Annotated in this window: 20 protein-coding genes; 9 read left to right on the top strand and 11 right to left on the bottom strand. The window is 61.1% G+C overall.

Annotated elements, in window-relative coordinates; genetic code table 11:
• Positions 1-19 precede the first annotated feature (19 nt).
• The 5 genes from phnL (at position 20) to AABC73_RS11635 (ending at position 4696) form a co-directional block, all read left to right on the top strand.
• Entirely contained in the window at positions 20-736 is a 717-nt protein-coding gene (gene phnL / locus AABC73_RS11615; RefSeq protein WP_341523697.1) for a phosphonate C-P lyase system protein PhnL, read from the top strand.
• Positions 730-1875 (top strand): alpha-D-ribose 1-methylphosphonate 5-triphosphate diphosphatase, encoded by a 1146-nt coding sequence (locus AABC73_RS11620; RefSeq protein WP_341523698.1) that lies wholly within the window; start codon positions 730-732, stop codon positions 1873-1875. The genes phnL and AABC73_RS11620 overlap by 7 nt, the downstream gene beginning before the upstream one ends.
• Positions 1875-2441, top strand: a complete 567-nt coding sequence (gene phnN, locus AABC73_RS11625) for a phosphonate metabolism protein/1,5-bisphosphokinase (PRPP-forming) PhnN (protein ID WP_341523699.1) — start codon at positions 1875-1877, stop codon at positions 2439-2441. Before AABC73_RS11620 ends, phnN begins: the two co-directional genes overlap by 1 nt.
• Positions 2432-3181 (top strand): phosphonate metabolism protein PhnP, encoded by a 750-nt coding sequence (gene phnP / locus AABC73_RS11630; RefSeq protein ID WP_341523700.1) that lies wholly within the window; start codon positions 2432-2434, stop codon positions 3179-3181. Before phnN ends, phnP begins: the two co-directional genes overlap by 10 nt.
• A gap of 693 nt (positions 3182-3874) precedes the next feature.
• Positions 3875-4696, top strand: coding sequence for an alpha/beta hydrolase (locus AABC73_RS11635; RefSeq protein ID WP_341523701.1), 822 nt, complete (start codon positions 3875-3877; stop codon positions 4694-4696).
• A 124-nt stretch (positions 4697-4820) separates the two neighbouring features.
• Here the strand turns inward: AABC73_RS11635 and AABC73_RS11640 are convergent, their stop codons facing one another.
• Genes AABC73_RS11640 through AABC73_RS11650 form a run of 3 tightly spaced genes read right to left on the bottom strand, consistent with a single transcriptional unit; the run spans position 4821 to position 9040 of the window.
• A complete protein-coding gene (locus AABC73_RS11640) occupies positions 4821-6284 on the bottom strand; it encodes an efflux transporter outer membrane subunit (RefSeq protein WP_341523702.1) in 1464 nt (487 codons plus the stop codon).
• A gap of 12 nt (positions 6285-6296) precedes the next feature.
• A complete protein-coding gene (locus tag AABC73_RS11645; RefSeq protein WP_341523703.1) occupies positions 6297-7892 on the bottom strand; it encodes a DHA2 family efflux MFS transporter permease subunit in 1596 nt (531 codons plus the stop codon).
• On the bottom strand, positions 7889-9040 hold the full coding sequence (locus tag AABC73_RS11650; RefSeq protein ID WP_341523704.1) for an HlyD family secretion protein: 1152 nt from the start codon (positions 9038-9040) through the stop codon (positions 7889-7891). The genes AABC73_RS11645 and AABC73_RS11650 overlap by 4 nt, the downstream gene beginning before the upstream one ends.
• Positions 9041-9264: 224 nt before the next feature.
• On the opposite strand from AABC73_RS11650, the gene AABC73_RS11655 reads away from it, so the two are divergent.
• Positions 9265-9594 carry a thioredoxin family protein gene (locus AABC73_RS11655; RefSeq protein WP_341523705.1) on the top strand — a complete coding sequence of 110 codons (330 nt, stop codon included), beginning with the start codon at positions 9265-9267 and terminating at the stop codon, positions 9592-9594.
• A 126-nt stretch (positions 9595-9720) separates the two neighbouring features.
• Here AABC73_RS11655 and AABC73_RS11660 read toward each other — a convergent pair whose 3' ends face one another.
• The 6 genes from AABC73_RS11660 to AABC73_RS11685 form a co-directional block, all read right to left on the bottom strand.
• The gene (locus AABC73_RS11660; protein WP_020289842.1) at positions 9721-10386 is read right to left on the bottom strand and encodes a response regulator transcription factor; all 666 of its coding nucleotides are present in this window, start codon (positions 10384-10386) and stop codon (positions 9721-9723) included.
• A 67-nt stretch (positions 10387-10453) separates the two neighbouring features.
• Complete coding sequence (locus AABC73_RS11665) at positions 10454-11002, bottom strand: PQQ-dependent catabolism-associated CXXCW motif protein (RefSeq protein ID WP_341523706.1); 549 nt, start codon at positions 11000-11002, stop codon at positions 10454-10456.
• 139 nt (positions 11003-11141) lie between these two features.
• Positions 11142-11933 (bottom strand): ABC transporter permease, encoded by a 792-nt coding sequence (locus AABC73_RS11670; protein ID WP_341523707.1) that lies wholly within the window; start codon positions 11931-11933, stop codon positions 11142-11144.
• On the bottom strand, positions 11930-12673 hold the full coding sequence (locus AABC73_RS11675; RefSeq protein WP_341523708.1) for an ABC transporter ATP-binding protein: 744 nt from the start codon (positions 12671-12673) through the stop codon (positions 11930-11932). The genes AABC73_RS11670 and AABC73_RS11675 overlap by 4 nt, the downstream gene beginning before the upstream one ends.
• On the bottom strand, positions 12670-13644 hold the full coding sequence (locus AABC73_RS11680) for a YVTN family beta-propeller repeat protein (RefSeq protein WP_331150369.1): 975 nt from the start codon (positions 13642-13644) through the stop codon (positions 12670-12672). The genes AABC73_RS11675 and AABC73_RS11680 overlap by 4 nt, the downstream gene beginning before the upstream one ends.
• Before the next feature lie 36 nt (positions 13645-13680).
• Positions 13681-14865, bottom strand: a complete 1185-nt coding sequence (locus AABC73_RS11685; protein ID WP_341523709.1) for an ABC transporter substrate-binding protein — start codon at positions 14863-14865, stop codon at positions 13681-13683.
• 150 nt (positions 14866-15015) lie between these two features.
• On the opposite strand from AABC73_RS11685, the gene AABC73_RS11690 reads away from it, so the two are divergent.
• Together AABC73_RS11690 and AABC73_RS11695 are read left to right on the top strand one after the other, a co-directional pair.
• Positions 15016-16275 carry an ATP-binding protein gene (locus tag AABC73_RS11690; protein WP_341523710.1) on the top strand — a complete coding sequence of 420 codons (1260 nt, stop codon included), beginning with the start codon at positions 15016-15018 and terminating at the stop codon, positions 16273-16275.
• A complete protein-coding gene (locus tag AABC73_RS11695) occupies positions 16276-16917 on the top strand; it encodes a response regulator transcription factor (RefSeq protein ID WP_341523711.1) in 642 nt (213 codons plus the stop codon).
• A 145-nt stretch (positions 16918-17062) separates the two neighbouring features.
• Here AABC73_RS11695 and AABC73_RS11700 read toward each other — a convergent pair whose 3' ends face one another.
• Positions 17063-17707 (bottom strand): pentapeptide repeat-containing protein, encoded by a 645-nt coding sequence (locus AABC73_RS11700; RefSeq protein ID WP_341523712.1) that lies wholly within the window; start codon positions 17705-17707, stop codon positions 17063-17065.
• Between the two features lie 108 nt (positions 17708-17815).
• Positions 17816-19687 carry a quinoprotein ethanol dehydrogenase gene (exaA, locus tag AABC73_RS11705; protein WP_341523713.1) on the bottom strand — a complete coding sequence of 624 codons (1872 nt, stop codon included), beginning with the start codon at positions 19685-19687 and terminating at the stop codon, positions 17816-17818.
• Positions 19688-19926: 239 nt separating this feature from the next.
• Here exaA and pedF point away from each other — a divergent pair, with 239 nt between their 5' ends.
• Positions 19927-20364, top strand: coding sequence for a cytochrome c-550 PedF (pedF, locus tag AABC73_RS11710; RefSeq protein WP_139110520.1), 438 nt, complete (start codon positions 19927-19929; stop codon positions 20362-20364).
• Positions 20365-20378 lie beyond the last annotated feature (14 nt).

A 20378-nucleotide genomic window follows, 5' to 3' on the forward strand; every position in this document is an offset into this window, starting at 1 on the left:
GACTTTTGGGATGAGCCTGATGAATACCCTGATCGAGGTCCGCGACCTCTCGAAGACTTTCACCCTGCATCAACAAAACGGCGTGGTGCTCAATGTGCTGCGCGGCCTGAATTTTTCGGTGCGTGGCGGCGAATGCCTGGTCCTCAACGGGCATTCCGGCGCAGGCAAAAGCACCTTGTTGCGCACGTTGTACGGCAATTATCTTCCGGCAGGCGGTAGCATTCGTGTGCAGCATGAAGGGCAGCCGCTGGAACTGGTGGGCGCCGAACCCCGGCAAGTGCTGGCGGTGCGGCGGCAAACTTTGGGTTATGTCAGCCAGTTTCTGCGCGTGATCCCGAGGGTCTGCGCCCTTGACGTGGTGATGGAACCGGCGCTGGCCCGAGGCTGGAACAAAGTCGAGGCCAAGGCCCGTGCCGAATTGCTGCTGACGCGCTTGAACATTGCGCAGCGCTTGTGGCAACTGGCACCGGGGACGTTCTCCGGTGGCGAGCAGCAACGGATCAATATCGCCCGGGGTTTCATGGTGCCCTGGCCAGTGATGCTGCTGGACGAACCGACGGCTTCGCTGGATGACACCAATGGCCAGGTGGTGCTGCAACTGATCAACGAAGCCAAGCAGGCCGGAGCCGCGTTGATCGGTATCTTCCACGACCGTACCGCTCGCGAAGCCGTCGCCGACCGCCATCTGAACATGACCCCACTGGAACTCACCGCCAAGGAGTTGCTGCAATGCTGACCGAACAGATTCTGACCAACGCCCAGGTAGTCGGCGCCGAACAGGTATTCCACGGCACCGTGGTGTTGCGCAACGGCCTGATTGCCGAGGTCAGCGAAGGGCGCAGCAGGCTGCCCCAGGCGCAAGACCTGCAGGGCGACTATTTGCTGCCGGGCCTGGTGGAGCTGCATACCGATAACCTCGAAAAACATCTGTCGCCGCGCCCCGGCGTGGACTGGCCGTCGGCATCGGCGGTGCTCAGTCACGATGCGCAGATTATCTCGTCCGGCATCACCACCGTATTCGACGCGCTGTCCATTGGCGACGTGAACCCCAAGGGCAAGCGCATGCAGCAACTGCCGGCCATGCTCGAAGCCATCGCGGCGGCCAATGCTGCCGGGTTGACCCGCGCCGAGCACCGTTTGCACCTGCGCTGCGAAGTCTGCCATCCGGACACCTTGAGTGTGTTCCGCGATCTGGTGGAACAGCCGCTGGTCCAGCTGGTGTCGGTGATGGACCATTCGCCGGGCCAGCGTCAGTTCGCCCTGGAGTCCAAGTACCGCGAGTACTACATGGGCAAATATCACCTGAACACGGCGCAGATGGACGAATTCATCGTCGAACAGGTCGCCAACTCCCGCAAATACAGCGACAGCTATAGGCGCGCGATTGTTGAGGATTGCCTGGCGCGGGGCTTGTCGGTGGCTAGTCACGACGACGCAACCGTCGCTCATGTCGAAGAGTCGGCAGGTTACGGGATGACCATCGCCGAGTTTCCCACTACGCTGGAAGCGGCCCAGACCTGCCGCCGTTTGGGCATGAGCGTATTGATGGGCGCGCCGAATGTGGTGCGCGGCGGTTCGCACTCGGGCAACGTCGCGGCGGCGGGTCTGGCCAAAGTAGGGCTACTGGATATTCTCTCCAGCGACTACTATCCGGCCAGCCTGCTGCAGGCCGCGTTCGCGCTGGCCGATCAGGAGCAGAATTGCTCGCTGTCGCAGGCGGTGAGCATGGTCAGCAGAGCACCGGCAATTGCGGCGGGTCTGACTGATCGTGGGGAAATTCGTATCGGTCTGCGCGCTGACCTGGTTCATGTCCGGACTCAGGACGCGCTGCCGGTGATTCAACACGTATGGCGGCAAGGCAAGAGGGTGTATTGATGGTTGGCAGGTTGATCTATCTCATCGGACCGTCCGGTTCGGGCAAGGACAGCCTGCTGGACGCGGCACGCGATGAGCTGGCACGGCGCGGCTGCCGAATCGTGCGCCGGGTGATCACCCGTTCGGCGGAAGCGGTCGGCGAGGCGGCGCAAGCGGTGAGTGTCGAGCAATTTACGGCGATGCAGGCGCAGGGCGAATTCGCCTTGAGCTGGCAGGCCAACGGCTTGCATTACGGCATTCCCAAAGAGATCGACGAATGGCTTGCGCAAGGCTCCGATGTGCTGATCAACGGTTCCCGGGGCTATCTGCCTCAGGCGCGACAACGTTATCCCGATTTGCTGGCGGTGCTGCTGACCGTCAGCGAACAGGCTTTGCGTCAGCGTTTGCTGGCGCGGGGCAGGGAATCGGCGGCTGAAATCGACGCGCGGTTGCGGCGCAACGCTGAATTTTCCGGCGATGTGCAAGCCTCGGCCCCAGGGGTTTTTGTCCTGGATAACTCTGGAGCGCTGGAACACAGTGTCGAACAGTTGATCCAGCGCATCGCCCGCGAGCACGCATGCGCCTGACCTTGCTGGGCACCGCTGACGCCCGGCAAGTGCCGGTCTACGGCTGCCAATGCGCGGCCTGTGGATTGGCGCATACCGACCAGCATTATCGGCGGCTGCCGTGCAGCGCACTGGTTGAATGCGGCGATCAGCGCTGGTTGATCGACAGCGGCCTGACCGACCTCACCGAACGATTCCCGCCGCGCAGCCTGAACGGCATTCTGCAAACCCACTACCACGCCGATCATGCGCAGGGCTTGCTGCATCTGCGCTGGGGCCAGGGACTGGTCATTCCGGTACACGGCCCGGTGGACCCGGAAGGTTTGTCCGATCTGTACAAGCATCCGGGCATTCTGGATTTCAGCCAGCCTTTCATTGAGTTTGAAACCCGTCAGCTCGGTGCCTTGAGCGTGACGGCGTTACCCTTGGTTCATTCAAAACCGACGCTCGGTTACCTGTTGCAAGGGGAAGGGCGACGCGTTGCGTACCTCACCGACACCGTCGGCCTGCCCGAAGCGACCTTCGCTTATCTGCAACGTGAACCGCTGGATGCGTTGATCCTCGACTGCTCCATGCCGCAGCAGCCACAAACCCCACGCAATCACAACGATCTGAGCCTGGCTCTGGACATCATCGACCGTCTGCAACCTGCCAAGGCGGTGCTGACCCATGTCGGGCATACGCTGGATGTGTGGCTGATGGAGCATGAAAGCGAGTTGCCGGAGGGCGTGGTTGTGGGGCGGGATGGGATGCAGGTCTGATCTATACAGGGTCAGATTGGGGGGGTATATCCGTTGCTGCGGTAAAGGCTGCTTAGGGTTGCGCCCTTACGGCGGGTCACTTTCGAAAAGTGAGGCGGCCTGAAAACCGACCTGTTTTGCGAACTTACCGCGCGGTATGTGCTGGTTTTGTTAGCGATAGCCGGCAACGATGATTGTGTAGCTGACACTTACGCCTCGCGAATAAATTCGCTCCTACAGTTGAGATACGGTCCACACAGATTCAACGCCGCTTTGGCTTTGGCTTTGGCTTTGTTTTTGATCTTGATCTCAAGCGCCCCGTCAAATCACGCTGGCCGAAATCCGATGTTGATTTGGAGGGTAAACCGGCAGGACGCCGGTTTAGCCGCACTGGGCCAGGGATGGCCCTTTGCGGCGACCCTCCGAATCAATGTCGGATTACGGGCATGCCGAGCCAAAGCGAGGGACCGAGTGGTGGGGCAAGAGCCTTTTGCTTACTTTTGGGCTGTTCAAAAGTGAGGCGCCGTAAGGGCGCAACCAAAAGCCGCCGTTATCGAAGCAATGGATATGTACACATTTCCCTTGTGTGCGAGCCAGGGCGGCAACCACCCATCAAAAACCGCACAGATGTTCAATGTCTGCGCCTCATTCGCGTCTAGTCTCCTTCCTCACGTCTTAGCATCTCCCATCACTTCATCACCTGAGGAATATCCAATGAGCCTGTTGAAAGTCAAAGATGGCACCGAGATTTTTTACAAGGATTGGGGCACCGGCCAGCCCATCGTGTTCTCTCACGGCTGGCCGCTGGATGCCGATGCGTGGGATGCGCAGATGGTTTTCCTCGGCGCGCAGGGTTATCGCGTGATTGCTCACGACCGTCGCGGTCATGGCCGTTCGGGTCAGTCGTGGGAAGGCAACGAGATGAACACCTACGCCGACGATCTGGCGGAGCTGTTCGAAGCGCTGGATCTGAAAGACGCGATCATGATCGGTCACTCCACCGGTGGTGGTGAAGTGGCGCGTTACCTCGGACGTCACGGTACTTCCCGGGTTGCCAAAGCCGTGCTGATCGGCGCAGTACCACCGCTGATGCTCAAGACCGAGGCGAATCCGGAAGGCTTGCCGATTGATGTGTTCGACGGTATTCGTGCTGGCACACTCGGCAACCGCTCGCAGTTCTTCAAGGACCTGGCCGTGCCGTTCTTCGGCTTCAATCGCGAAGGCGCCAAGGTCGAGCAGGGCACCATCGATGCGTTCTGGTTCATGGGTATGCTCGGTTCGATCAAAGGCGAACTGGACTGCATCAAGGCCTTCTCGGAAACCGACTTCACCGAAGACCTGCAGAAAATCGACATCCCGACGCTGATTCTGCACGGTGACGACGACCAGATCGTGCCGATCAAGGCCTCCGCGTTGCGCAGTGCGGAATTGGTCAAGGGCTCGACCCTGAAAATCATCCCCGGCGCACCTCACGGCATGTGCACGACCCTGGCCGATGAGGTCAACCAGGCGTTGTTGGCGTTTATCAAAGGCTAGGAGCCAATAAGCGCACGACCCGTGGGAGCAAGCTTGCTTGCGAAGGCGATATTTCTGGCGAGATACATGTGCTGGATGTAATGGCCTATTCGCGAGCAAGCTCGCTCCCACAAAATCAGGTGATCTACTTCCCGGCAGTCTGCACCGCCTGCGGCCAGCCACCGCCCAGCGCGCGGAATGTGGCCACCGCCGCCCGGGCGTCATTGGCGTGCAGTTGCGCCAATTGATCCCGCGAGGTCAGCAACAACCGGTCTTCATCCAGCACTTCTACGAGACTGATCGCCCCACCTTTATAGGCATCCTGCGCGGCGTCGCGGGCGACTTTGTGGGCGGCGACTTCCTGTTCCACTTCCCGATGCTGGGATTCCAGTTCGGTCAGGGTCACGATGGCGTTTTCCACATCCTCGGTGGCGCGCAGCATTGATTGGCGGTATTGCGCCAGAGCTTCGGCGTTGGCGCCTTTGGCCTGGGCGACTTCAGCGTCTACCCGACCGAAATCGAACAGCCGCCAGTGCAGGCCGACGATGGCCTGGGGTTGAAACGCCGAAGCGCCGATCAACGAACCACTGTGCAGACTTTCAAAACCCAGTAAACCGGCCAGCGAGACCTTCGGGTAATACTCGGCAATGGCCGCGCCGATATGTGCGCTGGACGCAGCCAGACGGCGTTCGGCCGCCATCACGTCGGGACGCCGGCGCAGCAGGCTGGCAGGGCCGTCGGTGTCGCTGATCGTCGGCACCTTGTAGCTTTGCGAACGGGTCAGCAATTCTTTGGCGTAGGTGCCGGGTTGCGCGCCCATCAGCACATCGAGCCGGTTGAGCTGCAACGCCAGTTCCGTGCGCAATGGCGGCAAGGTGGCGCGGGCCTGCAAGACCAGCGCCTGAGCCTGGGCCTGTTCGCGATGGGTCGACAGGCCGCTGCCGAAACGGTCGTTGACCAGGGCCAGCAAGGCCGCTTCGGTCTGTACCTGATCTTCGGCCAGCGCGATGCGTTGTTGCGCGCCCCGCACCCGGAAGTAAGCGTCGGCCGCCTCGGCCGCAACGGAAATCCGCACGCCGGTGTGATTGGCCTCGGCTGCCTGGGCTTCGGCGCTGGCAGCTTGTTCGCCACGCTTCAGGCCACCGGCCAGGTCGACCTCCCAGCTGGCGCCAGCACCGATGGTTTCAATCGTCTGATTGCGTTCGTAGCCGGGAAAGGTGCTGCCGATCTTGCCCAGCGCGCTTTCCTGGGACTGGCGTTGACGCACGGCGCGAGCGTCGAGATTGCCCTCGGGCAAACGTTCGGCCCCAGCTTCACGGGCGGCAGCCTGGGCCTGTTCGACCCGGGCCATGGAGGCCTGCAGATCGAGATTCTGCTTGAGCACACGCTCGATGATCCGGTTCAGTTGCTGATCGGCGAAACCGTTCCACCAGGTGTCCAGCGACGGCGCGGGCGTCTCGCCAATCCGCTGGTCGAGCAATGTCTGCTGGCTGAACGGGCCACTGACGATGGGCACGGGCGTCTGGTAATCCGGGCCGACTGCGCAGCCGGCCAACGCCACCACCAGCAGGCTCAAGGTAAAAGTGCGGGTGCTATTCAGGGTCTTCATGGCGTGGGTTTCTCAGTGAGCGTCGGCGGAAGGCGCAGCGGGCGGAACGACCTTGCGCATCAACGGCACCATGGCGGTGGCGATGATGAAACAGACCATGATCGCCAGGAACGCATCGGCGTAGGTTTGGGTCTGGGCTTCGCGCAGTGTCAGCAGCCACAGTTGATGCAACGCGGCGGTCATGCCGTCGTTGCCGGACTGGCCAAGGCTGGCCAGATTGCCGCTCACCTGGCTCAGCCATTGGTTCATGGCTTCGTTGCTGCTGTTCAGGTGTTCGGCCATGCGCGTGAAATGCAGATTGGTGCGGTCGTTGAGAATCGTCGCGCAGGCGGCAATGCCGATCGCGCCACCGAGGTTGCGCATCAGGTTAAACAAGCCTGATGCCTGCTTGAGCCGCGCCATGGCCAGCCCGCCCAGGGTCAGGGTCACCGCTGGAGGCACGGCCAATTGTTGGGCAATGCCGCGCAAGGCCTGGGGCAACAGCAATTCCTTGCTGCCCCAATCGTGGGTAATCGGCGAGAAGTCCCACATGGATACGGCGAACAACGCCAGCCCGACCATGAGAATCCAGCGCAGGTCGACCCGATTGGCGAGAAACGCATACAGCGGGATCGACATCACCTGAAATACACCGGTGGAGAACACCGCAAGGCCGATATCCAGCGCGCTGTAGCCACGCACCCGGCCGAGGAACAGCGGCGTCAGGTAAATCGTCGCGAACAGACCGATGCCGGTCACGAACGAGAAGAAGCAACCCAAGGCGAAATTGCGATCCTTCAATGCGCGCAAATCAACGATGGGGTTGGCGACCATCAAAGTGCGGCTGACGAACGCCAGCGCCGCGATCCCGGAGATCCATGCCGTGGCGACAATCGTGCTGTCGCTGAACCAGTTCCAGCGCGGCCCTTCCTCCAGGGTGTATTCCAGGCAGCCGAGAAATACCGCCATGAACAGCATGCTCGCGTAGTCGGCGCCCTTGAGCAGGGACAGGTCCGGTTTGTCGATACGGACCAGCATCGGCACGGCAACCGCGACAAAAATGCCCGGCAGCAGGTTGATGTAAAACAGCCAGTGCCAGGACGAAACATCAGTGATCCAGCCGCCAATCACCGGGCCCAGCGTCGGCGCCAGGGACGCGATGGCGCCGATGGTCGAAGCGGCGATGACTTTCTGTTTGCCGGTGAAGAACATGAACGCCGAGGTAAATACCATCGGGATCATCGAGCCGCCTAGAAAACCTTGCAGGGCACGAAAGGCGATCATGCTCTGGATATTCCACGCCAGGCCACACAGCAGGCTGGCGAGGGTGAAACCCACCGCCGACGCGCAGAACAGCCAGCGGGTCGACATCACTCGGGACAACCAGCCGGACAGCGGGATGACCACGATTTCGGCAATCAGGTAGCTGGTCTGTACCCAGGCCGTTTCATCTGCGCCGGCCGACAAGCCGCCGCCGATATCACGTAGCGAAGCCGAGACAATCTGGATGTCGAGCAGGGCAATGAACATGCCCACGCACATGGTGGCGAAGGCGAAGACTTTTTGCGCGGTGGGCATCGATGCCGCGTCGAAAGGCTGCGCAGAAGCAGCAACGCCGACCGTACTCATGGCGCACGGCTCACATTAGCCGCAGCAACCGGTGCGGATGGAGTCGGAACGCTGACCTTGGCGTTGGTGTCGACTTGCGCGGTAACCGAAAGACCCGGCCGCAGGCTGCCCAGCGTGCTGTCGTCCTGATCCAGCAACACCCGAACTGGCACTCGCTGCACGATCTTGGTGAAGTTGCCGGTGGCGTTTTCCGGCGGTAATACGCTGAATTGCGCGCCGGTCGCTGGGGCCAGGCTGTCCAGATGCCCGTGAAATTCGCGACCCGGCAGCACGTCGGCGTGAATGGTCACCGGTTGGCCGGGCAGCATGTGCGCCAATTGGTCTTCCTTGAAATTGGCGTCGACCCACAAGCCGCTGGCGGGCACCACCGAAAGCAGTTGGGTTCCGGCCGCTGCGTAGGCGCCGACCCGCGCCCGACGGTTGCCGATTACGCCATCCACCGGCGCACGCAATTCGGTGTAGGCAACGTTGAGCTGCGCCATCTCCCGCTCGGCCACGGCTTGCATCAGCGCCGCGCGAGCCTGCTGTTTCTGGCTGGCAATCACATTGAGTTGGCGTTGTGTGGCGAGCAACGAAGCCTGGGCCTTGGCGCCGTTGGCTTGCGCGGTCTTGAACGTCGCGTCAGCACGCTGGGCGCTTTCTACCGACACGGCGGAGCGGCTGACCAAGTCTTTATAGCGCGCATGATCGTCCCGTGAGCGCACGGTTTCGGCGTTAGCGGCATCGATACCGGCCTTGGCCTGACCGACCACCGCGTGTTGCAGTTCTTCGGTGGCATCCAGATTGGCCAGTAGCGCTTGCTGAGCGGCGACTGCACCTTCGGCTTTGTGCAGCGCGGCCTGGTAATCACGGTCGTCGATCTTTACCAGCAAGTCACCGGCGTGGACGAACTGGTTGTCGACGACCTTCAGCTCGGTGATATAGCCCGGCACCTTGGGACCGATCACGGTGACGTCGCCACCGATATAAGCATCGTCGGTGGATTCAATGAAGCGGCCGACCGTCCACCAATGCAGGCCGAACAGTACCGCGGCCACCAACGCGGTGATGATCACCAGCAGCAACAACAGGCGTTTGAGCAGGGGCGACTTGTTGCGCGATGGGACGGCGGTGCTGGCCGTTAAATCGGCCTGAAGTGAACTGTTCATCAGCGTTACCTGCGCAAGTGTGCGTCGCAGCCTTGGCCGCGACGGGAATCTATGGATTACGGTCGTAATATTATGGTCGTAATGTAAGTCCATATTTCCGATCACGCAAGGGTAGAAATGCGCAGATGAGTCTGAACACGAGTAAGGAACCCTCTGCCCATGGCGTCGTTCACATGTCACATTGACCATCGACGGCAGAGCATTCCCATTTTCGGAGACATTCCATGAGCAGCCAGCCTTACGCCACCACCGCACCGACGCGCGCCGAGGTAGACGCCTTGCAGGGCGCGACGCTGATCGAGTTCGGCACCGATTGGTGCGGTTACTGCAAAGCTGCACAGCCGCTGATCAGCACGGTCATGCGCGATTACCCCGACGTGCGGCATCTGAAAATCGAGGATGGCAGCGGGCGACCGCTGGGCCGTTCATTTCGCGTCAAGTTATGGCCGACACTGATATTCATGCGCGACGGTGAGGAGTTGAGCCGTCTGGTGCGGCCCACCCAAACCAGCGATATCGAAGAGGCGTGCGAAGGGATGGTGCGGCAGGGCTGAGGAGATCGCTGATCGAGGCTTCATCCCAAGGAAGCCATTGAACGCGACTCAAGGAGCATACGAAGCCGGCCACCGGCTTTGTAAAATCAGTGGCAGGGCGGGCAACCAGGTTCAGACGAGCATGGATCAGCGCCGCAGGTACGCGGCGAAATCAATGTCTCCGGCGCTGAGAATGGCTTGCACCCTGTTGTGCACATTGAGCTTGCGCAGGATCGCTGAAACGTGGGCCTTGACCGTGGTTTCGGCGATTTCCAAGGTGTAGGCGATCTGTTTGTTCGACTCGCCCTTGGTCATGCGTTCCAGCACCAGTAATTGCTTGCGGGTCAGGGCTTGCAGCAGTTCCGGCGGGAAGCTTCGGTTTTCGCTGTTATGTCGGCGGGTGGCGGGCTTCTGACTGCGGATGATGTCCGACGGCAGATAAACGTTGCCGTTGAGAATCTGCTCGATGGCTTGGGTCATTTGCAGTCGCGGCGACGATTTGGTGATGAAACCCACTGCGCCGTAGGTGATGGCTTGCAGAACAATCTGTTTGTCCTGCTCGGCGGAAACGATCACCACCGGGATGGTCGGCGCTTCGTTGCGCAGGTTTATCAGGCCATTGAGGCCGTGCATGCCGGGCATGTTCAGGTCCAGCAGGATGAGGTCCAGATCGTCATGCTGCTGGGTCAAGGCCAGGGCGCTTTCCAGGTCCTCGGTTTCCATCACTTCGCTGCCGGGAAAACCGTCAGTGATGACGTTGTGGATGGCCTCGCGAAACAGCGGGTGATCGTCGGCTATTAGAATTTTGTACATGCCATTCACCTTGTTTTTATGGAATATGGTGTTGTTCTGATGGTGCTTCGGGTCCGTTGCGTTTGTGTCAGGGCAGTGGCAGCGGTTGCGCAGATTTGACGGGCAAACCGGCAGCCTGCCAGGCGTCGAGACCGTCGCGGTACCAATACAGATCACTGTAGCCCAGCGCCGCCGCGCGCTTCACGGCGTTCCCGCTCAGCCAGCAATCGGCGCGGCAGTAAAACACCATTGGCATATCGTGACGACCGGCGCTGGCTTGCTGCAGATGGCCGACAAAATAAGCCTGCCATTGCTCTGTCAGTTCACCGTCGCCAGTATTGGCCAGCCACAGACTGCCCGGCAGATTGGCGTGAGGTTCGTCTTCGATGAAGCGACCTTGCAGCCATTGTCGGCGATACACATCGATCAGCAGCGGTTTGGCAGGTTGTTGCATAAGCGCCTGAAGCTGCGCCGTGTCAATAATCCGCGCGCCCTCGACCTGAACGGGCGTCGGGCTGCGATACAAAGCTATGCGATAGCCATCGGCGGAAAACAACGGGGTGTCAGCCACGGCGAGGCACGGCAGCGTCGTAGCAAGCACCATCGATAGCAGGGTTGAGCGCAAAGCACGCAGCATGGCGGCTATTCCTTTCTTGTTATGACCTGCATTACAAGGCACAACCGCCGCTTTGGGAATGCGACGATAGAAAGCAAAACCAGTACGAAAGTAGTAGAAGAGCAGCCTGGAGCGGCACGCTTCAAGCTGCAAGGCGACATTAGCCTGGCTTGCGGACGGCGGCGTGTTGGGGGTTGAAGGTGACGATGGCCAGCAGCGTGAAAATGATCGTCAAGCCCAGGCAGACCGCCGCTGCCAGCAGGTTGAAGCGCTCATAAAGGGCAAAGCGCACCAGTTCCACCGCGTGGCTGAACGGGTTGATCGCGCACAGCCAATACAGCCATTGGCTGGCCTCCTGCATTTTCCATAGCGGATAAAGCGCCGACGACAGGAAAAACATCGGGAAGATCACGAAATTCATCACCCCGGCGAAGTTTTCCAGTTGGCGGATCGCATTCGACAGCAACAGGCCCAACGCGCTGAGCATCAACGCCACCAACAACAAGGCTGGCAGCGCTGCCAGCAAACCCCATGCGGGTGGTTGCACGCCGTAAACCCAGGCAATCGCCAGAAAGGCATACACCTGCAACAACGAAATCAACGACGTGGCCAGCAATTTGCTGATCAGCAGAAAGGTGCGAGGCAGTGGGCTGGTGAGTAACACGCGCATGCTGCCCATTTCCCGGTCGTAAACCATGGACAATGAGCCTTGCATGCCGTTGAACAGCAGAATCATGCAGGCCAGGCCCGGAATGATGTACACCTCGTAAGGAATGTAGGTGTCGTAGGGCTCGATGATGGCGATGCCCAGCGCCGCGCGAAAACCTGCCGCGAACACCAATAGCCACAGCAGTGGGCGCACCAACGCGCTGAGGAATCGTGTGCGTTGCAGAATGAAACGCAGCCATTCACGCAGGACAATACCGCTGAAACATTGCCAATAGGCGTTCATCGGCTGATTGCTCCAGATGCAGAAACAAGGGTCAGGCGGGCAAACGCAGTGCCCAGTTCACCGCCATGTTCGGCACTGACGGCTCCGGCGTTGCCTGAGGCGACCAGGCGTCCTTGATGCAGGATCAGCAAGTCATCGTCGGGCTGCACTTCATCGAGCAAATGCGTGGTCCAAAGCACACTGATGCCTTGTTCGCGACACAGGCTGCGCACGTGCTGGTTGAGCGCCAGACGGCTGGCCGGATCAAGGCCGACGCTGGCTTCGTCGAGCAGCAACAGGCGTGGCTCATGCAACAGGGCCCGAGCGATTTCCACCCGACGCCGATGCCCGCCATTCAGCTCGCGGACCCGTTCGGCCTTGCGCTCGGTCAACCCCTGACGCGCCAGTTCTTCAGCGACGCGGGCGATTGCCGAACGACGCGGCATGCCGTGCAGCGCGGCGTGATAACGCAGGTTTTGTTCGACACTCAGGTCCAGGTCCAGCGTGCTTTGTTGAAACACCACACCCAATTGCCGCAGCGCCGGGCGCGGCGTCTGGCGCAGGGAACAGCCGCCCACGCGAATTTCGCCGCGTTGCAGGTCATACAGCCGGGTCAGCAAGGCGATCAGGGTTGATTTACCCGCGCCATTGGGGCCGAGCAACGCACCAAAGCGGCCCGGAGCGAGGCTGAAACTGATCTGGCGCAAGGCTTCCCGAGGCCCATAGGCGAAACTCAGGTCGTCGACCTCCAGCGCATTCATGGGGTCACGACCACACCCCAAGGGTAACGGCCGACCTTGATCGACTTGGTTACCTTGAGGCTGGCGACGTCGATCACCGACACATCGCCACTGACGCCGTTGGTGGTCAGCAACTGGCTTTGATCCGGGGTAAACGCCATCTGCCAGACCCGCCTGCCGACGAGCAGGTAATCGACGATTTCCAGGGTCTTGGCGTCAATCACCGCCACATGGTTGGCCGGGCCCAGGGCGACGAAGGCGTATTTGCCGTTGGCGGCGATCTTGATGCCCACCGGCTGCACCTTGTCCGGGTGAACGCCTTTGATCTGGAAGTTCAGGGTCTTGATGATCTTGCGGGTGGCGACGTCGATCACACTCACCGTGCCGCCGATTTCCGCCGATGCCCAGAGTTGCGAGCCGTCCTGATTGAACTCGACGAAGCGTGGTCGTTGATCCACCAAAGTGTTGTCGGCCAGGGTCTGGGTGCTGGTGTCGATCCAGTGCAGCATGTTGGTGGTTTCGCTGGTATTGACCGCCCACTTGCCGTCGGGGCTGACCGCCATGCCTTCGGGTTCGACGCCGACATCGATCTGCGCCAGGACCTTGGAGTTCTCGGTATCGATCACCGTCACCAGCGAGTCGTCTTCGTTGGAAACATACAGCCAGCGGTTGTTGGGGTGCAGGGCGAACTGTTCCGGGTCTTTGCCGGAGGGCAGCTCCTTGATGATTTTGTGGGTGGCCACATCCATCACTTGCACCCGGTCCGAGTCGCTGGCGCAGATGTACAGCAGCTTGTTGTCATGGGACAGCAGCAAGCCGCGAGGGCGCATGCCGACGGCAATGGTTTGCGTGACTTTCAGGCTGTCCATGTCGATCAGGCTGAGGCTGTTGTCCTTCTCGTTGGACACCCAGGCGGTGGCCGCCAGGCTTTGCCCCGCGAGGGTTGAAAGGGCGGCGGCCATCAAGGCAGTGGCGATCAGGGTGCGGCGCATGGCGTGTTCCTTATTGTTGGAATTGTCGGCAAAACGTCAGTTGAAGGTGCAGCTCACTTCGGGCTTGTCATAGCCCAGGCTGTCGAGTTCGGTGACCGGGTGCAGAAAGCCATCCTGTGGCGACGTGCTGACCAGGGCGCGGGGCTGGACGATGGGAATTGGCTGGCGCAACTGGCCATTCCACGCGCGATAGCTGAGCTTGCGGCCCTTGAAGCCGTCCAGCGGCAACTGATCGCTTAACTCCAGGCGGCGGATGTCCAGTGGATCGACGCCGCGCAGTTTGCTGACTGCGCTGGCGATACTGCGCACGGCCATCCAGGCCGCGAAATCCCGGTCGTTCATCCAGCGTCCGGCCAGGGCTTCGAAACGTTTCTGCAATTGCGCCGCGCCATAGGTTTCCACGGTCTTGTGCCAGCCGGTCGGCGTCAGGCCCTGGGTGCCGGCGACCGGGCGCGGGTACCAGGTCTGGTAGGGCACGTACTCGCCAAAGTCGCCCCGTTCGTCCGCTACCAGCACCACGTCGTATTCGGCGGTCTGGGTGAACAGCGGCATGTCGGCCTGGGCGCTGCGGCGCTGGTCGTTGTCAAAGCTCCAGCTTTTTTCGGCGACGATGGTGTGTCCGAAGCGCTTGGCGGCGCGGCGTACGGCCGCCGCATACGCCTGATCATCGGGCGTCTGACCGACGATCAGCAGCCAGCGATTCCAGCGCCGTACGGCGAGAAATTGCGCCAGCGCATCGGTCAACATCGCCCGGCTGGGCAAGGTGTGCAGCACGTTGCTCAAACAGGCAGTGCTGCGCAGGCTGTCGTCGGCGCTGCCAGCGTTGAACAGCAGACTGTCCGGCAACGCGGCGCTGAGCTGGCGCAGCGTATCCGCCGGAGCATTGACCACAAACAGCCGCAAACCTTGCTCATGCAGCGCGCGGGCTTTTTCCAGCAATGCCTGCGCACTGTCGGCGCTGGCGGTTTCCAGGTTGTAGCTGTGTTTGAGGAAACGCCCGGTGCTGTTGCTGTCGATGATCGCCAGTTCGGCGCCGCGTAGTCCGGCATCCACCGGTTCAGGAATGACATTGGATAACAGCGGGCCGGGGTCGGGCACGAAGGCCAGATACCCGACGCGCACTTGCAGGGTTTCATCGGCGGCCGGGCTTGGGCTTGTCCACAAGACCGCCGCCGCAAGGGCAAGCAGGCAGTGCAGGGCGGGTCTGGAAAGCTGGCGCATGAGGCACTCCGTTACGGGTAGCGCCAGCATAGGAACGCCGCGAGGGCGGGGAAATATGCAGAAAGTACCAGTCTGCCAGTACCAAGGTAGTAGCCGGACTGCTGTTGCCGGGATTTAGCATGCGGATATCAATAATAAGAAGGCAAGGTCATGTCCGCACTCTGGCGCATCAACCTTTGGGTGATCGGTTTCTTCTCGCTGGTCACGGCGGCCTGCTTGTGGCTGCTGTTGCATCAGGCCGTGGCCGATGTCGACCGCGAGCTGGTCGCCGCCCAGGCCGTGGTGCAATACCTGAGTGACACCGCCGAACAGCAGCCCGCCGCGCTCCAGCCGCATCTGAGCGAACACCTGCGCCATGTGCGCGTCATCTGGCTGGCCGCCGATGAGCCGCCACACCTGATCACACAAAGCGGCGCGGATGCCTTGATTGCTCGCTGGCTGTTCCCCGCCGAGAGCCACGCAGTGCGGGTTCTCGACCTCAGTGATGGTCGGCGGGTGCAGCTTGGCGTCGATCCCAGCGATGAAATCGATGAGGTCTGGGACTCATTGCAGCAATTGCTGTTGCTGTGTGGCCTGGCGCTGGTGGTGAGTCTGTCGACGATTCGCTGGGCGGTGTGTCGCGGCATGCATGTGCTGGATAACCTGCTCAAAGCCTTGCAGCAGGTTTCTCGCGGGGCGCTGCACGTGCGCCTGCCCTTGCAAGGCAATGCCGAGGCGCAACAATTGGCCGGGCATTTCAACCGCATGACCGCCACCCTGGAACATGTCGAAGCCGATAACCGACGCCTGACCCAAGCGCTGCTCGCGGTGCAGGATCAGGAGCGCACGCGACTCGCGCAGACCCTGCATGATGACCTTGGCCAATACCTTGCCGGGATTCGCGCCCAGGCCTGTTTGCTGCGCATAGTGGCCGATCAATCAGACGTGGTGCGCAGTACCGCTCTGGGGCTGGAGGCCAATTGCGAGCAATTGCAGCTTGGCTTTCGGGCGTTGATCCGGGATTTGTACCCGGTGGTCTTGCAGCACCTGCCACTGCCCGAGGCTATGACCTTGCTGGCGGAGCAGTGGCGCAGCGCTCACGGCATTGAGTGCGTGCTGCTGGTCGACCCGCAACTCCCCGAGTTGAACCCCGCTGCGAAGACGCATCTGTACCGGTTGCTGCAAGAAGCGCTGACCAATGTGGTAAGGCATGCCAACGCCAGTCAGGTGCGGGTCAGCCTGCGCAGGCTTAGCGCTCGACTGGTCATGGAAATTCGCGACAACGGCTGCGGCGCGCTGCCACCGCAGCGGCCCGGCGTGGGCCTGTATTCCATGCGCGAACGCGTCCGCTGCCTGCGCGGTGAGCTGCATATCGAGACGCAACCCGGTGCTGGCTGGACGCTGGCACTGAACATTCCCCTGGAGGCTTGAATGCATATTCTGATTGTCGACGACCACGCCGTGGTGCGGCAGGGCTACGCCAGTTTGCTGCGCGCGATGTTGCCGCTGGTGCAGGTGCGCGAAGCAGCGACCGGTGAGGAAGCCCTGGTGTGTGTGCAGGAAGACATTCCGCAACTGGTGATCATGGATTTCGGCCTGCCAGGCATCAGCGGTCTGGAAACCACCCGGCGCTTGCGACAACGCTTGCCGCAACTGCGGGTGTTATTTTTCAGCATGCATGACGAACTTCCCCTGGTGCGCCAGGCACTGGACGCCGGAGCTTCGGGCTACCTGACTAAAAGCTCGGCCCCCGATGTGCTGATCGAGGCGGTGCGCCGAATCCTTGCCGGGCACGCTTACATCGAGCAGCCGCTGGCCACGCAACTGGCCTGCAATCCTCAGCAGCAGGATTGCGCCGATCCGCGTCTGCAAAGCATGACCCGGCGGGAGCTGGAGATTTTCCTGATGCTCGCCAAAGGCACGCCGTCGCGGGTGATTGCCGAACGCCTGTGCATCAGCGCCAAGACCGTTTCCAATTACCTGACATTGCTCAAGAACAAGCTGCAGGTCAGTTCCCATGCGGAACTGGTGCACCTGGCAATTGATACCGGGGTGATGCGGGTGGTTATGTGAGGTTTTTTGCGCCAATGCCATTTTCCGTAGGAGCGACTGTAGGAGCGACTTTAGTCGCGAGGCCGTCAATTGCCCTCCCGGCTAAAGCCGGTCCTACGGCCAATTCGTGGGCAAGCCTCATTCTCACGGTTCATCCGCAGCCCCCTCAATCATCCCAACCGCCAGGGCACGCCACGCACCCTTGCATATTGCTGTCCTGGAAATTGGCATACGGATGCCGTGCACCCGTGAGGTTGGCGTTGGCCAGATTGCTTGCGCCGAACTTGGTTTCCTGAAGATTCGCGTCGCGCAGATCCGCGCCCTGCAGGTCGGCCTTGTTGAGAAAGGTCATCTCCAGATCCGCAGCCTGCAAGTTGACGTTATGCAGTTTCGCCCCGGACAAACGAGCGAATTGCAGGTAAGCGGCGCTGAGGTTGGCGCCTTCGAATTGCGCGCCCTGGGCAAACAAGCCCCAGCCTTGCACCGCTTGCAGTTGCGCGCCGCCAAGGTCGGCCAGGCGCAGGTTGGTCTGTTGCAGGCTGGCGCGGGTCAGCGTGGCGTTCTGCAGGCGGGCTTTTTCCAGATTGGCCAGATCCAGGCGGGCATGACGCAGATTGGCATCGCGCAGGTCGGCGCCAGCCAGGTTCATCTTGCGCAAATCCTGATTGCTCAGGTCCGCGCCGCGCAGGTCGGCGTTCGGGCATTGGCTGGCTTCGGCGATGGTGCAACCGTTGATCACCAACGGCTCGCCGTCGTCGGCGGCCAGCGCGCAGGGCAGGGCGAAAAATAGAATGAGCGGCAGGTAGTTCATGATGGTTTTCCAGGGCAGGGTTAATGCGATTCGTGGGAGCGAGCTGCTCGCGAAGCGGCGTAGCTGACACGCCGCCTCGCCAACAAGTTGGCTCCTACAGAGGCCGTTTTATCTGGTCGCTGTCTTGCTGTCCCAGCTCGGAATCTTGAACACCCAGAACGATCCGCCTTGCGCCACCGGTTTGGTCAATTCGGCCATGTCGCCGCCCCACAACGGCACCGCGCCGCCGTAACCCACCGTCACGCCAATGAACTGCTCGCCGTCCTGATCCCAGGTGATGGGCGGGGAAACAATGCCGCTGCCAGTCTGGAAGCTCCACAGCTCTTCCCCGGTTTTGGCGTTGAAGGCCTTGAAGAAGCCATCGCCGGTCCCGGTGAACACCAGATTGCCTTTGGTCGCCAGCACGCCGGCCCAGAGCGGCAGGCGCTCCTTGTGCTCCCAGACTACCTTGCCGCTGGTGGGGTCCATGGCGCGCAGGGTGCCGACGTGGTCCTCATACATCCGCTTGATACGGAAGCCCATGCCCAGATAGGCCGAGCCTTTTTTGTAGTTCACTTCTTCGGTCCAATAGTCTTCTTTCCACTGGTTGGCGGGAACGTAGAACAGGCCGGTGTCCTGGCTGTAGGCCATGGGGTTCCAGTTCTTGCCGCCCAGGAACGGCGGCGAAACCTCCACCGGTTTGCCCTTGGTTTCGCCTGGCAATGGCTTGGCGGGACGCTTGCCTTCGTTTTCCACCGGACGCCCGGTTTTCAGGTCGATATGGCTGGCCCAACTGATGTTGTCGACGAACGGGAAGGCGTTCTGCAACTTGCCGTTGTTGCGGTCCACCACGTAGAAGAAGCCATTGCGGTCGGCGTGGGCGGTGGCTTTTACGGTCTTGCCGTCCTGACTCTTGTAGTCGAACAGCACCAGTTCGTTGTTGCCGGAAAAATCCCAGGCGTCGTTCGGCGTATGTTGATAGAACCACTTCACTTCGCCGGTACTCGGGTCGACCCCAACCTGACCTGAGGTGTAGAGGCTGTCGTAGTCGTGAGGATTGCCGTCCTTGGCGGTGCGTGCCCAGGTGTTCCACGGGCCGGGGTTGCCGGCGCCAACAATGAGGGTGTTGCTTTCGGGATCAAAGCTCGCACTCTGCCAGGGTGCGCCGCCGCCGTGGCTCCAGGCTTCGACCTTGCCGGTTTCGGTGGTCTTGTCGTCCGGCCATGAGGGCGCCTTGATGTCACCGGTCGGCGTGCTGTCCTTGCCATTCAGGCGGCCCATGTGACCTTCGACAAAAGGCCGCATCCAGACTTCTTCGCCGGTATCCGGATCCCGGGCGAACAGACGGCCCACCACACCGAACTCGTCACCCGAACTGCCGTGAATCAACAGCACCTTGCCGCTGACCTTATCCTTGATCAGCGTTGGCGCGCCGGTCATGGTGTAGCCGCTGCTGTGGTCGCCGAATTTCTTGTTCCAGACCACTTTGCCGGTGTTCTTGTCCAGCGCGATGACTCGCGCATCCAGGGTGCCGAAGAAAATCTTGTCGCCGTAAATCGCGGCGCCACGGTTGACCACGTCGCAGCACGGACGGATGTCGTCCGGCAGGCGGTGGTTGTAAGTCCACAGACGTTTGCCGGTCTTGGCTTCCAGGGCGAATACCCGGGAATAGGAGCCGGTGACGTAAATCACGCCGTTGCTGACAATGGCCTGAGACTCCTGACCGCGCTGCTTCTCATCGCCAAAGGAATACGACCAGGCCGGGGTGAGTTTGAAGACGTTTTTGTCGTTCACCTGCGCCAGGGGGCTCCAGCGTTGGGCGTTGGTGCCCATGCCGTATTGCAGAACGTTTTGCGTGCTGAGATGGTCCTCGGCGATGTCTTCCCAACTGACCTTGCCCGCATCGGCGGCGCTGGCAAGGCCCGAAAGCGACAGGCCGCCCAGCAACAGGGCCAGGGCCAGTGGTGACAAAGCGGCAGGTGACGATCTTGTTATTGTCATGGGGCAGGTTCCATTGAAGGTTTGGACCTGCACAGGTTGGCGGCGCGAAGCGGGGCGCGATACGGAAAAACTCCCGCTGTTGCCGGGAAGAGTTCCCGAATCGCCCCTGATTTGGACCTGCGTCCCAAGCTCTACTACCAAGGGAGGAGGGCGCGGCCACCAAAGCAGCATTCGATGCGGGTGACAGGGTTCTTAAGATGGCTGCGTGGCTTTTTGCGTGCAATCTTGAGGACATAACAATGATAAGAATCTCAACTACCGTGCTCACTGCAACCCTGATCAGCCTGTTGGCTGCGAGCGGTCTGGCGCTGGCGCATGGCAACGTGGTGCCGCAAGCGGTGGCCACTGAAGGACTCGAACCATTGGGCGCCGAATGGCGTACCGAGAATCCCTATCGTGATTCCAAGGATCACGCCCGCGCGCTGGAAATCGGCTCGTCGGCCTATAACCAGAACTGTGCGGCCTGCCATGGCCTGGAAGCCAAATCCGGCGGCATCGCGCCCGACCTGCGTTTGCTGGACGTTGGCGTCGTGGGTGACGAGTGGTTCGTTGAGCGAGTGCGCAACGGCGCGGTGCGCGACGGTCGTGTCTACATGCCGAAAATGGCCGATTACTTGAGCCAGGAAGCGCTCTGGGCGGTGCGTACCTATCTGGACAGCGTTCACGTCGAGGAGTGACCGCATGCGTCTGC

The organism is Pseudomonas sp. G.S.17, from assembly GCF_038096165.1.
In the GTDB taxonomy this organism is placed as follows: Bacteria; Pseudomonadota; Gammaproteobacteria; order Pseudomonadales; family Pseudomonadaceae; genus Aquipseudomonas.

Excerpts from the sequence above, each read along its gene's own strand:
- phnL (WP_341523697.1), top strand. The coding sequence starts at position 20 with ATGAATACCCTGATCGAGGTCCGCGACCTCTCGAAGACTTTCACCCTG.
- AABC73_RS11620 (WP_341523698.1), top strand. The coding sequence starts at position 730 with ATGCTGACCGAACAGATTCTGACCAACGCCCAGGTAGTCGGCGCCGAA.
- phnN (WP_341523699.1), top strand. The coding sequence starts at position 1,875 with ATGGTTGGCAGGTTGATCTATCTCATCGGACCGTCCGGTTCGGGCAAG.
- phnP (WP_341523700.1), top strand. The coding sequence starts at position 2,432 with ATGCGCCTGACCTTGCTGGGCACCGCTGACGCCCGGCAAGTGCCGGTC.
- AABC73_RS11635 (WP_341523701.1), top strand. The coding sequence starts at position 3,875 with ATGAGCCTGTTGAAAGTCAAAGATGGCACCGAGATTTTTTACAAGGAT.
- AABC73_RS11640 (WP_341523702.1), bottom strand. The coding sequence starts at position 6,284 with ATGAAGACCCTGAATAGCACCCGCACTTTTACCTTGAGCCTGCTGGTG.
- AABC73_RS11645 (WP_341523703.1), bottom strand. The coding sequence starts at position 7,892 with ATGAGTACGGTCGGCGTTGCTGCTTCTGCGCAGCCTTTCGACGCGGCA.
- AABC73_RS11650 (WP_341523704.1), bottom strand. The coding sequence starts at position 9,040 with ATGAACAGTTCACTTCAGGCCGATTTAACGGCCAGCACCGCCGTCCCA.
- AABC73_RS11655 (WP_341523705.1), top strand. The coding sequence starts at position 9,265 with ATGAGCAGCCAGCCTTACGCCACCACCGCACCGACGCGCGCCGAGGTA.
- AABC73_RS11660 (WP_020289842.1), bottom strand. The coding sequence starts at position 10,386 with ATGTACAAAATTCTAATAGCCGACGATCACCCGCTGTTTCGCGAGGCC.
- AABC73_RS11665 (WP_341523706.1), bottom strand. The coding sequence starts at position 11,002 with ATGCTGCGTGCTTTGCGCTCAACCCTGCTATCGATGGTGCTTGCTACG.
- AABC73_RS11670 (WP_341523707.1), bottom strand. The coding sequence starts at position 11,933 with ATGAACGCCTATTGGCAATGTTTCAGCGGTATTGTCCTGCGTGAATGG.
- AABC73_RS11675 (WP_341523708.1), bottom strand. The coding sequence starts at position 12,673 with ATGAATGCGCTGGAGGTCGACGACCTGAGTTTCGCCTATGGGCCTCGG.
- AABC73_RS11680 (WP_331150369.1), bottom strand. The coding sequence starts at position 13,644 with ATGCGCCGCACCCTGATCGCCACTGCCTTGATGGCCGCCGCCCTTTCA.
- AABC73_RS11685 (WP_341523709.1), bottom strand. The coding sequence starts at position 14,865 with ATGCGCCAGCTTTCCAGACCCGCCCTGCACTGCCTGCTTGCCCTTGCG.
- AABC73_RS11690 (WP_341523710.1), top strand. The coding sequence starts at position 15,016 with ATGTCCGCACTCTGGCGCATCAACCTTTGGGTGATCGGTTTCTTCTCG.
- AABC73_RS11695 (WP_341523711.1), top strand. The coding sequence starts at position 16,276 with ATGCATATTCTGATTGTCGACGACCACGCCGTGGTGCGGCAGGGCTAC.
- AABC73_RS11700 (WP_341523712.1), bottom strand. The coding sequence starts at position 17,707 with ATGAACTACCTGCCGCTCATTCTATTTTTCGCCCTGCCCTGCGCGCTG.
- exaA (WP_341523713.1), bottom strand. The coding sequence starts at position 19,687 with ATGACAATAACAAGATCGTCACCTGCCGCTTTGTCACCACTGGCCCTG.
- pedF (WP_139110520.1), top strand. The coding sequence starts at position 19,927 with ATGATAAGAATCTCAACTACCGTGCTCACTGCAACCCTGATCAGCCTG.